Genomic DNA, 13,264 nt, shown 5'->3' with positions numbered 1-13,264 from the left:
TTTAATGGTCAATGGAAACGGCCCTAGCGACTGTATGCCGGTAATGGCAGCGGAAGTGGTTTCGGATTGAGCGCGACCCATTGTACCGCCAATTCCGCCAGCCGGTCCGTATCGCCCCGTTTCCGCTTCACGTCACTGACGATCCCTGCCGCTTCCTGCAGATCCGGCGACGGCAGCGCCTTGCCCGAGCCGAGGTGGTCGAGGAGGGCGTCCGCCATCAACTTGAAATCCGCATCCCAGTTGATGCCGCCATTGCCGTCCAGCTCTCGTGAAATGCGCCCGGAAATACGAATGACCTCGCCCTGCACAGTTGCGGCATGGCCGCTGGAAGGCACAAGCAGTTCCCACAATTCCTCGTGGCGGTCAGGCCAGGTGCTCGCGCTGGCGATGATGGGCGATACCCCGTCATGCAAACTGCGGCGCGGCACGGGCGGCACATTGAACAGCACATAAAGGCGATCAAGTGCTGCGCTGGTGGCATCCCGGCTTTCAGGGTTGAAGCCGGCACGGTGAAACTCGAAATTGGCGCCGATCTTTTGCACGAACTCCCGCATTCTGGCCGATACAGGATCCGTTTCCTTCGGTGCGCGACCGAAAAGGCGAGCGGCAAAGCTTTTGGCGCTGGCCTTTTGTTGCGGGCGTGTGTTCAAGATCAGGTCCGCGACCTCAACGAGCTGCGGGATACCCGGATTGGTGCAGCGTTGAAGAGCATGTTCCAACGGGGAAAGGCCCTGATTGTTGGCAGCCTCTTTGCGCGCGCCATTCGCAAGCAGGATTTTCACCGTCTCGGCATTGCCGACGTTGGCGGCATTGTGCAGCGGGGTATTGCCTCGCGTATCGACGGCATGGACATCAGCGCCCAGTTCGATGAGACCGGTGATCCTGCCCTGCCAGTGCCCGGCGCGGCTGTGCAGTGGTGTTTCTCCATAACTATCGGGTGCCTGAAGATCGGCGCCGTTGGCAATCAGCCAATGCGCGATCTCATCGGGAAGTTCGTTGAAGGCCAGCGCCGTCTGTTTGAACACGCCGCCGCGCGCATTCACGTCGCAGGCGTCGAAAACCGACCGGATCGCTTCTGCATCCCCGCTTGCCAAAATAGCCTCGAAATCCTTCGGCAGTGTTTTTGTCTTGGCATTGGGCATTGGATGAATGTTCCTTTGGGAGAGGCAGGTATCCGCAGTTTAATTCAGGACCGAGGCGTCGGTCATTGTCGGTGCCGGCGCAAGGCCGAACAGGGACAGTATGATGAACCAGATCTCATCCCGCCCTGCCACGATCGTATTGCGCCGCGGCGTCATGGATATCGCTGCCATGGGTGAGCGCCCAGGCACAAAGCGCCTCGAAGGGCTGGCGCAACGAGTGGCCCAATGGCGTGATGGCATATTCCACGCCGATCGGGCTCGTCGGCAGAACCGTCCGCGTCACCAGGCCATTGCGTTCAAGGCGCTTCAGGGCATCGGCCAGCGCCTTGTGCGTGATGCCGTTCAGGCGCCGTTTGATCTCGTTGAAACGCGACGGTTTAGGACAAATCACCGTCAGGATCAGGATCGTCCACTTGTCGGCGATCTTGTCGAGAACGGGGCGCACCATCGCCATGTTTTCAAGCGCGCTATGTGAAAGGGTCTCGAGGTCGGTATCATTGTTCATATCTAGGCTACTCAAAGTGCGTAATTGATATCAGATACACGATATATATCTATGCGCCATCGTCAATTTAAGGATGTTACGATGGCTCGAATGGCAGGTAAGGTCGCACTGGTCGTGGGCGGCGCAAAAGGGATTGGTCTTGCAATTTCACAGCGCCTTGTGGCCGAAGGTGCGACCGTTTTTCTCACCGGAAGACGTGAGGCCGAGGTCGAAAGTGCCGCGTCGTCGATCGGTCCGGGCGCGACTGGGCTCGTGGCGGATGCGAGTGTTCCACAAGACATGGTGCGGGTGGTCAAAGAAGTACAGCAGGCGCATGGCCGCATCGACGCGCTGGTGCTGAATGCCGGCATGTCCGAACCGGCTCGGTTGACGGAAGAGACGCTGGACCATGTCGAGCGTCATTTTGCGGTCAACGTGCAGAGTGCCGTTTTCGGCCTGCAGGCGGCACTCGCCGCCATGGGCAACGGGGCTTCGGTGGTGCTGATGGGATCGATTGCCGATCAGGGCGGTTTTGCCTCGTATGGCACCTATGCCGCAACGAAGGCCGCCCTGCGCTCTTACGCCCGCACGTGGACGGCGGAACTGACGCCGAAGGGTATCCGCGTCAATGTCGTGGCGCCAGGCCCGACCGATACGGAGATGATGGCGGCCGTGCCGGAAGAGGCGCGCGCGGCCTTGATCGCGCCGATACCGATGGGGCGTATGGGCTTGCCGTCGGAAGTGGCCTCGGCCGCACTTTTCCTGTTGAGCGATGAGGCGAGCTACATCACCGGCGCCGAATTGTGTGTTGATGGCGGCATGCGCCAGGTTTGATCGTCCCCAGCCTGACTGCCATCAGGACTGATGGCATTTGACAAATCCTGTCCGCTCGGCCCTGCCGGCCTAGAGCGGGCAGGGCATTGGCGGTAAGACGCACAAAACGGTTGTCGTCAACCGGGAGGATGCGCGCCGGACACGACATGGTAATGCTCCACCGTTTCCGGGCGGGTCAGCAGATATTTGTCGTCCTCTGGGTAATATCGGGCGATTTCCGGGTTTTCACCGGCAAACGCCTTGATGTCTTCCATGCTGCTCCACCAGCTGAGTGTCGAAAACTCGCTCGTGCCGTCACCGATCGTGCGTACCACGATCTGATGGCCGAGATAGCCGGCGGTCGTCCGGTAGTCGCCGGCACCGGTCGTTTCCACGTAACGAGTGTAAGCCTCCACATCTAAAGTGCGGATGCTGGCGGTCCATTTTCTCAGAATCATCGATGTCGCCACGGCCATTCTCCCGTATCGCATGGGGCGCCCATCGGCAGGCTACAGGATCGCGGCAGGTCGGAAAAGCGGCCTGGCGGCAATAGCGCTCAATCACATTGATAGGTGACGCGGGCGCGATCGAAATTTCGAGCCGCAATATCCTGATCGCGCATTAGCACGTAATAGGCGCCGGGCGGCTTCATTCCGGTATGGGCATCGACACCGATCTGCAGCACAAGCCGCCAGTCGTTTGCGGATGCGAGGAGCGCCTGCGCCTCGGGTGTGCGCCATGCGTCGCCGCTGCCGCAATCGATGCCATTGGCGGCGAGTTGGCTTCTCGCCTGCAGGCCGTTCTGCAGAGTTTGCGGGAAGCCACCGAACTGGTGGTTGGCACGGCCTTGCATATCCGGCGTGCCGAACTGCGACAGCCATTCGTGGTAATCTTCCAGCGCCTCGTCGTCATCGAGCGGAAATGCATTCCAGCCCTTGTCGTTTGGCGGAATGGGTGTGAGGACCGTTTTGCCGGTGATGTGGGCGGGCTTGAATATGGAAGACCAGTCGTCATCCGAGATTGCCGTGAGGGCTGCGGGGAAGGGCGCCCGGACGAGGTCTGATGCCGGTGTCTTATCCCACACGACCTTCCAGCCGACCGAGGCGGCCGGCGTGAAATCCTCGGGCTGTTCCCAGAAATCGTAAAAGACCAGAAGCCGGCCTTCATCGGGGAAGGCGAGATCGAAACCCGGTTGCTGCGACAGGTCGGCGAGATCGAACTGGCCGAAAAAGGCGAGTGGAAACTCGCTCTCGATGGCGTCCGCCTTGTCCCGGTGCTCCTTTGAAAAACGCTCTCCCTGTTCCGGCGTCATCCATGACCGCGGTTTTCCGGAATCGGCCAGCAGTCGCTCCGCCTCGCGGCGATGATATCCGGCGCGAGCTTCGGCGTCCGGATAGGGCGGGCGCGTGGGCCATGCCATGTCCGGCGGCAGGTCAGGCCGTCCACCGAGCCTTGATGTGCCAAGCGGCGGTTCCGTTTCCCCGAAGCCAGAAGTGACAAGCAGTATGGCCGGACGAGCCTGCGCCGTCAGATGCTCGACAACCGGCATGTCGAAACCTGCGTCTTGCAGCGACAGGCTGAGCGCTTCGCGGGTTTCGGGAAATGGCGTCGTGGTCATTGGTGTTAACCTGTCGATGGGGAAAGGGTTTTTGGACGGAAAACTATTGCAGCAGGCAAATGCCGGTTTTTGATGTTGCCGCCGGAGTGTCGAGATAACGGATGTAATCGATCAGCACGTTGCTGCGCTGTTCACCATATTTGTAGCCGGGGATGCGAGCGAGGATGGTGTTGAGGAAATCATCCGTGACATCGCAGCCCTGCAGCCGTTTTCCGAAACCGGCGAGCTGCAGGCGGGCGAGATCGAGATCGTCGCGGTGAAGGTCGGGTTGTTTCTCGGCCTTTTCGGCAAGCGTCTTCAGGATTTTTTCAGCCGCGCGCCGGGAGATATCGCTTTGCCAGATTTTTCCGGCGATCTCGACTGCATCCATCTCGTAGTCGAGATTGCCGGAGGCATGTGGATCATGGGTCTCGACATACCATGTCAGCGACTTTGCCGGATCGCTGCTGTAAAAGCCGTCGTTGCGATGCAGATCCAGAAACTCGTTGAAGGATTGCTCGGGGAACTGCATGGCTGTCGGGCCTTTGGCGACATCGCCCAGCGTCATCGTTGATTGCTGTACCGGCAGACGCACAAAGACTTTCATTGCCTCGTCACGGCGGTTGTCTTCCATCATGTGAAGCGTGATCGGCTGGATCATGCTTTCGGCGACACGGCTGCGGATGACGCCCATGACGAATTCTCGCTCGCTGTCGACCTTGATGGCCTCGGCGCGTTTGAGGTCGGCCTGCATCTGTTGCAATACCGGGTCGACCAGCGCGAGTGCCGCTGCCTCGCCACGGCAGGCGAGAATGCCGGTGGTCATGCGCGACCAGTCCATTGCCTGCATGTCGCGATCGGGTTGCCATTTCTGTTTGTCACGCTCCAGAATGGTCAGCAGGCGCTCGCCATCCTCCGTGTCGCCGCGCCCGCAGAGCGTTGCAGCGGCCTGGCTCAGGCCGTCGCGCGGATCATAGAAGGTGGATTTCGGCAGCTTGTATTCGCCGGCATAACTTTCGATCGCATCCATGTGATTGTTTGCCATCCAGTCGAAAATCACCGCCATGGTGCTGTAGGACTTGTACCAGATGGTTTCGACATGCTGGTCGAACAGCTCGAGTGCGCCGTCGGGGTCGTTTTCCAAGAGGGCCTTGAAGGCGAAATCGAGGAAATCGGAAAGCTTTGTGCCGTTGGGAGAGGACTGTGTTTCAAGCGCGGTCGTGACAACATCGACCGTAATCCAGTCCGTCGGAGCGGCCTGCATCTGGTATTCGGTGAGGTCGGCCAGAAATTGTTCGTCCGCTCCGGCTTTCTGCCAGCGCTCGCGCACGGCAGGCTGATCGCTTTCCGGCACGAGTGCGAGCAGTTTGCCACCCCGCTCGGCATGGGGGCGGGTGTTTTCGGGCACCTCGCGGCTTTCAAAATTTTTGATGGTGATATCGAGCGCGGCATCCAGAATGCAGGCGCGGTCACGGGGCTTGCAGGAAACGGACGAGTTGCTGGTAAGGAAACCAAAAAGCCCGGATTGGGCACCTACAATGGCAGGTGAAAGAACACATGCCGTAATCAATGATGACAGGAAAAAACCGGTCCGAACCCTGCGTAAAACCATGTTGAAAATGCCCGTTCCAACCAATGCCCGCCGCCTATCTTGGCCAAATGCGGGATATTTCAAGTCTTTCGCAGCATCTGTCGCAAACCCTTCACCTTGAGCGCGCAAGCCGGCTGCGACTTGATCTTGCCGCACGAGTCACGGCACTGCTTTTTTGATCCCGCGACCCGCCCGAGGAGCCGACCATGTCCCGCCGTTTCCATCTCGCTCTCGCCGGCAGCCTGTTTGCCTGCGTTTCCATGATGATCCCTCATGCCGTACTGGCGCAGGAGCAAGATGAGGTCATGGCGCTGCCGTCCTCAAGGGACGAATTGTCTGACCGGCTGACAGAGGCGGGCATGTCTGCCGCGGGCGTCGAGGCGATCATCAAGGTGGCACGCGACGGGATCGTGCTGGATACCAAGGCGTCCGACGAGGCGACGCTGGCACCTGGTGCGTCGAAGGTCGGCGGCCTGCCGGATCTGCCCAAAGGTGTCGAATGGCCGGTGCGGCCGGCCTATGACAGCGCGGAAACACTCGCTGCGCAGTTCAATGCCGATGCCGCCAATCTCTATGGTGATGCCGGGATCGCGCCGCCATGGATGCCGGAGGCCGAAGGCAAGGCTTTCGTGGCCGAGCGCAAGCGCGCCAATGATGAGGTAAAGGCATCGACGCTGAAGATCATGAAAGATGCCGGCGCGGAGATAGATGAAAAGGATCTGGAGGGGATGACAGGCCTTCCGCCGGACGCAGCCGCCAAGGCCGCCGCCGAACAGCGCATGCTGGCGGAAATCGTGGCAAAGCCCTATCCGTTGCCGTTCATCGCGCAGGTGGATCTGGCCGCTATGGCAAAAGAGCCGGGTTTCGACAAGGTGCTGCCGGTGACGGGACGTCTTCTGTTCTTCTACGACATGCCGGTTCTGCCGGCGAGCTACGAGCCGCGCGGCAAGGCGGGCTGGAAGGTCATTTATGATGACACGCCAGTTGCCGATCTGGAGCGCAAGCCGCTGCCGAAGGAACTGGCCGATTTTCCAGGCACTGCCAGCCTGAAGGCCGCGGCAATGACGCCGCGTTCGGTAGTGACGACGGTGCCGGTCGGCGATTCAGGCTGGGACGTCGTTGGCGAGATCAATGGCGATGACGTTTCCACCTATTCGGGCTGGTTGTTTTCTCTGGGATGGCCGACTGCGATCGAGGGCGGCAACCATCAGCTTGGCGGCTGGCCGCGTGCCATCCAGTCCGGCATGCAGGCAATGAGCCAGTTCGCTTCGAACGGGCTCGACGCCGGTAGCGGTGAGGCGTTTCAGACCGACGAAGGCAAGCGCCTGCTGGCTGGCGGCAAGGATTGGCATCTGGTGCTGCAGATCGGCACTGACGAGGCGACGGGGTATCCTTTCCCGGGCGCGCTTTATGTGCTGATGCGCGAAGAGGATCTGGCAGCACGCAATTTCGAAAAAGCCTGGGTGGTTTACGAGCAGGATTAAGGGGGTGGCGAGGCGGCATGCTCAGAAGGCGTCGCCGCCGCCTCAGCGGGCGAGGATGAAAAATCACGATTTTTTAGTATCGGCCAAGTCGCGTATTGTTCAGGTCAGTGGCACGCCGCTGCACCATTTTGCCTTCCTCTTCACGCCGCCACATCCACGTTTCTTCCGACATCATCACGGCCTGGCCCCCAGCTTTCCGCAACCAGCGGCAGGGCGACCGCCTGCGCGATCGCGTAAGCCGCATCGGCGGGATCAAGCATCAGGATATCGTCGCCGTCGGTGGCTGAATATGGTCCGGTCGCCTGGTCGAGGCATGTAACTGCGAGACCGGCATTTACTACAATGCCCTTACGGGGCAAGGCGAGATCCTTGGCAATGGCGCCGCGCAGCATGCCGAGATCAAGCGGGGCGAGGCGCAGCGTGCCTTGCCACTGGTTGGGCGCATTCGTGGGGTCGACGACGCGGATGTTTTCCAGTTTCGGTGTTTCACCTTTCAACGGCCCGGCGCCATGGCGCGTGGTGTAGATGCGTGTCGCATAGGTGACGTCGAGTTTTTCGATGCCGGCTTCCGTGGCAACGGCCAGCATGTTGGCAAGCCCGGTATTCGAGCGGGTGACATGCGGAAAGGCGCCAAAATGCTGATCGAGCAGCAGGCCCTGTGCGGCCTCGAAAATGACCGAGCCCAGTTGCGCGAGACGCCGATCGGGCCAGAGCGAGACATGATCGAGCGTGGCGTCGCAATCCTGTATGAAGCGCTGCAGCGTGGCTTCGGCCTTGAGGGCTGTCGCCAGTTCGTCGGGCAGGGCCGTGAGGCCAAGCGTTTCAAGTCTCTGCGGCACCCACTGATCGCGAATGGCGATCAGGCGCGCACAAAGGTCCGGGCGGAACAGGTCACGCATGGTGAGCGTGAATGCCGGGCGCAGGTTGCGCTCGATCGTTTCGCCGAAACCGAGGCCGCAACTGCCGTGGCGGTCGGCACCACGCGCCATTTCGACAGCCTGGTTGATGATCACGTCATAGGGCGTGGTGACCAATACGTCGGGGTCGCTGGTGAGGCGCGGGCGGCAGCCGAGGTCTTCCAGCGCCGTCAGTTCGTCGAGAAGCAGCATCGGCTGGGCGACGAAAAACCGGCTGAAATGGGTGGCTGCACCGGCAAACGTGCCCGAGCCGACATGGTGGAATACATGCCGCTGGCCGCTTGGCGAGAGGACGGTGTGACCCGCCTGTGCGCCGCCATTGCTGCGAACGACGACGGCGTTTTGCCTGGCGGCCGCCAGCCGGTCGACCATCAATCCTTTGCCTTCGTCTCCATAGGCGGCGCCGATCACGGCTTGTGCGCGGATGGTCATGGGTGGTCTCCTTGTGTTGGGGAGTGGTGTGCAGGAGGGGGGGCGACTTGCTTCTTCTCCCTGCGTGCGGGGAGAAGGTCCGGAGCGGCAGCGAGGGGATGAGGGGCAGGCGCTGAGTTTGAGGCGTTTGCCCCTCATCCGCCTGCCGGCACCTTCTCCCCGTAAAACGGGGAGAAGGGTTTATGCCGCACCGTCGAGGCATCAGAAAAAGTTCAAAAACCTTCTCTTAGGCTGCGCCCGCACCGCCTTCGCAACAACGTTGCCGGCATCTGCGCCCCAGCTGGCGGCAACGTCGTCGGCGTCGCGGCCCTCGTTGATCTCGATGATCGAGACCACCAGTTCGGCGAGCCGGCGATAATCCTCCAGCACAAAGGTGCGGCCGGGCAGGAGCGGCTCCCACGTCTCCAGCACCTTGCTCATCCGCATCGACGCATAGCCCTCGCGGATGACGATGTGAAAGACATCATAATATTTTTGCGCGAGTTCCAGGCACTGGCGGGCGGTCAGGCCGTGGCGCGGGCCTTCCGTGCCAAAAATGCGGGTGATCTGCGGGCCGGTAAGGCCATTGAGGATCGGTTCGTCGCCGATGGTGAAGAGGTAACCCTTGCGGCCACGCTTCTCATAGGCGTCGGTCGTGGTCTTCAAGGCCGCGAGCAGGTGGGCGGCGCTGTAACTTTCGCCGTCATTGCCGCCACCGCCGCCTTCCAGCCACAGGCCGCGGATCTGGCTGGCAAGCGAGATATCCGCCTCGAACTGGGTGGCCTGCAAGGGGGCGCTGTCGCAGGTGGCGTCACCGACGGCTGCGACCATGATATGCGGGTCGGTGACCGGGCGACGATCGTAGATTTCCGAGGTCAGCGTCACCAGTCCGTTGCGCATCAGTTCATGCGCGATCATGCCCATCGAGCCGGTGACATCGGCGGCAAGGATGATCGGCGTCGACAGCGGGTTGAAATCGCTGTCGCGGCTTTCACGATAACCGAACACGGCGGGATCGAAACGCGGGTCCATGCCGGTGGCACCAAAGACTTCCGAACGGCTGCGGCCGTTGACGTGGCGTGCATTGTAATCGGCCCAGTCGGCCGTGCTGAAACGTCCCATACCCATGGTAACACTCCTTTGCTTCTGCCTTCGGTTTTGCGGGCGTCGGGGCGGCGGTTTCTCTGAGAGACCGCTGCCCTGTCGCTGACTACGGATATAAACTTGCAAAATGTATTTTGCAAGTTGCATGTTGCAAATTGTTGTTTTTTATCCGGCCGAGTATGAAAGGAAGAAGATCGGACATGCGGGCGAGGGGTTTGAAACATATGGCGGAAACAGAATTTCCAAGGCCGATCGTGACGGTGGATATCGTGCTGTTGACGCCGCGTGAGGAGCGCCTTCACGTTGCGTTACTGCCGCGCGCAGCCGAGCCTTTTGCCGACATGCCCGCGCTGATCGGCGGTTATGTGCATGTCGAGGAGGATGCAAATGCTGAGAGCGCGGTGATGCGTATCCTCAAGGCCAAGACAGGGCTGAGCGGCATCTTTTTCGAACAGCTGCAGACCTTTGCCTCCATGAATCGAGATCCCCGCGACTGGTCTGTTTCCATCGCCTATTTCGCGCTGGTGCCGCGGGATCTGCTCGACAATGCAGGGGTGGCGCTGGACCTGCGACCGGCCGACGCTGTTGGCGAATTGCCGTTCGACCATGCCGATATCATCCGGGCGGCACTGGAACGGCTGCGCGGCAAGGGCGCCTATTCCACCATTCCCGCAAGGCTGCTGCCCGAGGTTTTTACCATGTCGGAACTGCAGGCGATCTATGAGACGGTGATGGGCGAAAGGCTGGACCAGAGCGCCTTCCGCCGCAAGATCAACGATCTCAACCTGCTGGAAGAGGTGGAGGGCGAAAAGCGCCAGACCGAGCGGGCACGGCGTCCGACCACGCTTTACCGGCTTAAAAGCCCGCTTGCCGTTTTCGACCGGCGTATCTGACGACGGTAAGGCCGGCGCCGGCTTGACGATCGAAAGCTTGCGCCGATTTGTCCGTGGCCACGCCGCTTCATCCGCGCGTGCGATAGTGACATCATGCCGGCATGACCACCTTGAAGCGGATCACTATCCTGTTCGCGGCCGTGCTGGTTCTGGCGCATGGGCTGATGACGGCTGACAGCCATCCTCCAGTCTTGCCCGGCAGCGTTGTCGAGCTTGAATATGCCGTCAGGCATGAACCGGTGGCCATGCATGCGGCGCGGGGCGGTCATCAGTGTCGTGAAACCGGCTGCACGATTGCCGCGGGTCAAACGCCATGCGCGGTGATGCCGATGATCGTGCCGGACCTTCCGGTGGTGCGGCCAGTCAGGATCGCGACCTGCTTTGACATTGCGACTGAGAGGGGGCTTGTCGCAATGTTTTTCGCGCCGCCGGTTCCGCCACCCAGATCTCCGGTCTTCGAAGCGACAGGCGCATCTGTCGCCTGACATTCCGACTAAAAATTCGAAGACGATGGAGATGTCGTGATGAAACCAAGATCGATGATTGGCGCGCTTGCTTTGGCGCTGATGACGGCCGTGTCTGCTCAGGCCGTTGAAATGGTGGTCTACAAGGAACCGTATTGCGGTTGCTGCGAAGAATGGGCGAAAGCCATTCAGGCGGCTGGTGTGCCACTGCGCATGCAAGCGGTGGACGACATGGATGCCGTGAAGGCGAAGTGGGGCGTGCCGGAATATGCCTGGAGTTGCCACACGGCGGTAGCCGATGGTTATGTCTTCGAGGGGCATGTGCCGCTGGAAGCGGTGCAACGGGTTCTGAGGGAGAGGCCGGACATCGTTGGCGTTGCCGTGCCAGGCATGCCGGCCGGTTCGCTGGGCATGGGCGATGACCCTGCGGCATCTTACGATATCGTGGTGATCGGTAAGGATGGCAGGCAGTCCGTCTATATGGAGGTGCGGCCGTAGGAGTCCGCAACACTTCGCCTTCTCCCCGCAAGACGGGGAGAAGGAGGATCGCCTTTCGCTTACCGCGACAGCAAGGTCAGTGCCGTCATGGAATCGAGCAATGTGCGGGTGACGCCGCCGAACAGCACTTCCCACCAGCGGGCATGGCCATAACCACCCATGACGAGAAGATCGACGCTGGAATCGGCCAGCCGGTTTTCGATTGCCGCCGAGGCCTTGATGCCGCTCGTATGTTCTGTCCTGAGCGTGACGTTGACGCCGTGGCGCGACAGCGTGGCGGCGAGTTCGACACCCGCCATTTCCGGCATCTGACCAGAGGTTTCCGGCGGATCGACGCAGAAGATTTCGACGCTCTCGGCATTCTTGAGGAAGGGCAGTGCGTCGAAGGTGGCGCGGGTCGCCTCGCGTGAACCGTTCCAGGCGATAAGCACGCGGCGGATCGGCTGCGGTTCCTTGATGGTGCGCGGCACCAGCAGCATCGGGCGCCCGCTTTCGAACAGGAAAGCTTCCAGATCTGCGTGATTGTCCGGCCCGCCTTGGGGAGGATTGCCCTGGCTGGCGACGATCAGATCGACCGCGCGCGCATTTTCGATGACATTGCCGGAGGCATAGCCATTGGCGGACACAAAGCTGCGCCATTCCGACGGAACGCCCTGGGATTCGATGCGGTCACGAAAGATTTTTTCGACCGTTGAGGTTTCGCGCTGGGCGGCTTCCTGCAGCACCTGAACGGCAGCGGGATCGGGAATTTCCATCGGCGCGATCAGCGGCACGGCGGCCAGCGTTTCGGCATGGACACCGACGATATGGGCGGAAAACCGCTCAGACAGGAAGCTGGCGAAATCGCTGATCTGCCTTGCACTGGCCGGATCGTCGAGTACGGCCATGATGGTTTTGTAGCTCATTGCGGTGCCTCCTCATCTGCCGGGATTTATTGACCCGTTCTGATGATGAACGTGGGTCGCGATGGCCCGCTGGTCAAGGCGCCCGGGTATGAGGAGGCAGCATAAGCACGATCAGGCGTCCGGCGAGGGATTGGCCAAGGTTTTCCGTGCGGTGAGCTCCACGATCATCGCTTCGACGGCGGCCGCTGCCTCCTCGAGCGCGCCTGTTTCGCGGGCGCGAACAATGAGTTCGGTGGAAAAGCGTTGACCGTCATATTTCGGATAGGAGCCGATGCTGGTCGCCGGATGCGCCTTCTGGATGGCAGCGAGAAGCGTGCCGATATCGCCTTCGCCATAAGGGCAGGGTATGGCGCGCGACAGCATTTTTGCTCCCGTCCGCAGCATGGGCAGAACGTTGTCGACCATGGCCTGAAACACCTGCGGCACGCCGGCCATGACATAGACATTGCCGACGATGAAGCCGGGCGCGGTGGAGACCGGATTAGGGATGTGTTTTGACCCTTCCGGCATGCGCGCCATGCGCTGGCGGGCTTCTGTGAATTCCATCTCGCGGCGCTTGTACATGTCGGCAAGCAGCGTCATCGCCGCCGGATCGTGGATACAGGGCAGGCCAAAAGCCTTGGCCACGGAGTCGGCTGTAATGTCGTCATGCGTGGGGCCGATGCCGCCTGAGGTGAAGACGTAGTCGTACCGGCTGCGTAGCGCATTCAGCGCCTCGACGATCGCATCCTCCTCGTCGGCGACGATGCGCACTTCCTTGAGGTCTATGCCGGACAGCGTCAGAATATCCGCCAGATGGCCTATATTCTTGTCCTTTGTGCGCCCGGATAGAAGCTCGTCGCCAATGGCAAGCATGGCGGCGGTGACTGTTTTGGTCTGGCTCATGGGGATACTCTTGGCAAAGCGGATGCGGTTTATATGTCGGGACGTTAGCGTGCCGGACGCCGATTGCAAGCGCTGC

General features: G+C 60.9%; 14 protein-coding genes. 5 read left to right on the top strand and 9 right to left on the bottom strand.

Annotated features, from left to right (window positions below; genetic code table 11):
- Positions 1-23: 23 nt before the first annotated feature.
- Both GAO09_RS26110 and GAO09_RS26105 read right to left on the bottom strand, forming a co-directional pair.
- Positions 24-1,142, bottom strand: coding sequence for an ankyrin repeat domain-containing protein (locus GAO09_RS26110; RefSeq protein WP_153359286.1), 1,119 nt, complete (start codon positions 1,140-1,142; stop codon positions 24-26).
- 115 nt (positions 1,143-1,257) lie between these two features.
- Complete coding sequence (locus tag GAO09_RS26105) at positions 1,258-1,647, bottom strand: winged helix-turn-helix transcriptional regulator (RefSeq protein ID WP_153359284.1); 390 nt, start codon at positions 1,645-1,647, stop codon at positions 1,258-1,260.
- A gap of 81 nt (positions 1,648-1,728) precedes the next feature.
- On the opposite strand from GAO09_RS26105, the gene GAO09_RS26100 reads away from it, so the two are divergent.
- Positions 1,729-2,460 carry an SDR family NAD(P)-dependent oxidoreductase gene (locus GAO09_RS26100; protein WP_153359282.1) on the top strand — a complete coding sequence of 244 codons (732 nt, stop codon included), beginning with the start codon at positions 1,729-1,731 and terminating at the stop codon, positions 2,458-2,460.
- Between the two features lie 116 nt (positions 2,461-2,576).
- Here GAO09_RS26100 and GAO09_RS26095 read toward each other — a convergent pair whose 3' ends face one another.
- The 3 genes from GAO09_RS26095 to GAO09_RS26085 all read right to left on the bottom strand — a co-directional run bounded on the left by GAO09_RS26095 (position 2,577) and on the right by GAO09_RS26085 (position 5,648).
- Entirely contained in the window at positions 2,577-2,909 is a 333-nt protein-coding gene (locus tag GAO09_RS26095) for a hypothetical protein (RefSeq protein ID WP_209018844.1), read from the bottom strand.
- Between the two features lie 86 nt (positions 2,910-2,995).
- Positions 2,996-4,057 carry a YwqG family protein gene (locus GAO09_RS26090; RefSeq protein WP_153359280.1) on the bottom strand — a complete coding sequence of 354 codons (1,062 nt, stop codon included), beginning with the start codon at positions 4,055-4,057 and terminating at the stop codon, positions 2,996-2,998.
- Positions 4,058-4,100: 43 nt separating this feature from the next.
- Positions 4,101-5,648: a hypothetical protein gene (locus GAO09_RS26085; RefSeq protein ID WP_153359278.1), complete on the bottom strand. Its 1,548-nt coding sequence runs from the start codon at positions 5,646-5,648 to the stop codon at positions 4,101-4,103.
- A gap of 185 nt (positions 5,649-5,833) precedes the next feature.
- Between GAO09_RS26085 and GAO09_RS26080 the strand changes: the two genes are divergently transcribed.
- Positions 5,834-7,111: a DUF1963 domain-containing protein gene (locus GAO09_RS26080; protein WP_153359276.1), complete on the top strand. Its 1,278-nt coding sequence runs from the start codon at positions 5,834-5,836 to the stop codon at positions 7,109-7,111.
- A 140-nt stretch (positions 7,112-7,251) separates the two neighbouring features.
- Here GAO09_RS26080 and GAO09_RS26075 read toward each other — a convergent pair whose 3' ends face one another.
- Positions 7,252-8,460: an adenylosuccinate synthetase gene (locus GAO09_RS26075; protein ID WP_153359274.1), complete on the bottom strand. Its 1,209-nt coding sequence runs from the start codon at positions 8,458-8,460 to the stop codon at positions 7,252-7,254.
- A 201-nt stretch (positions 8,461-8,661) separates the two neighbouring features.
- A complete protein-coding gene (locus tag GAO09_RS26070) occupies positions 8,662-9,567 on the bottom strand; it encodes a hypothetical protein (RefSeq protein WP_153359272.1) in 906 nt (301 codons plus the stop codon).
- A gap of 200 nt (positions 9,568-9,767) precedes the next feature.
- Here GAO09_RS26070 and GAO09_RS26065 point away from each other — a divergent pair, with 200 nt between their 5' ends.
- The 3 genes from GAO09_RS26065 to GAO09_RS26055 all read left to right on the top strand — a co-directional run bounded on the left by GAO09_RS26065 (position 9,768) and on the right by GAO09_RS26055 (position 11,398).
- Positions 9,768-10,436, top strand: a complete 669-nt coding sequence (locus GAO09_RS26065; protein ID WP_153359270.1) for an NUDIX hydrolase — start codon at positions 9,768-9,770, stop codon at positions 10,434-10,436.
- Between the two features lie 101 nt (positions 10,437-10,537).
- Positions 10,538-10,921, top strand: a complete 384-nt coding sequence (locus GAO09_RS26060) for a hypothetical protein (RefSeq protein WP_153359268.1) — start codon at positions 10,538-10,540, stop codon at positions 10,919-10,921.
- Positions 10,922-10,960: 39 nt separating this feature from the next.
- Positions 10,961-11,398: a DUF411 domain-containing protein gene (locus GAO09_RS26055; protein WP_153359266.1), complete on the top strand. Its 438-nt coding sequence runs from the start codon at positions 10,961-10,963 to the stop codon at positions 11,396-11,398.
- Between the two features lie 59 nt (positions 11,399-11,457).
- On the opposite strand, the gene GAO09_RS26050 is transcribed toward GAO09_RS26055, so the two are convergent.
- Together GAO09_RS26050 and GAO09_RS26045 are read right to left on the bottom strand one after the other, a co-directional pair.
- Entirely contained in the window at positions 11,458-12,303 is an 846-nt protein-coding gene (locus tag GAO09_RS26050; protein ID WP_153359264.1) for a universal stress protein, read from the bottom strand.
- Between the two features lie 111 nt (positions 12,304-12,414).
- The gene (locus GAO09_RS26045) at positions 12,415-13,188 is read right to left on the bottom strand and encodes a competence/damage-inducible protein A (protein ID WP_153359263.1); all 774 of its coding nucleotides are present in this window, start codon (positions 13,186-13,188) and stop codon (positions 12,415-12,417) included.
- Positions 13,189-13,264 lie beyond the last annotated feature (76 nt).

The sequence above is a fragment of the Endobacterium cereale genome (assembly GCF_009617585.1).
GTDB lineage: Bacteria > Pseudomonadota > Alphaproteobacteria > Rhizobiales > Rhizobiaceae > Neorhizobium > Neorhizobium cereale.
Note: the sequence above shows the minus strand (reverse complement) of the source record. Positions and strands in the feature narration are given on the sequence as shown.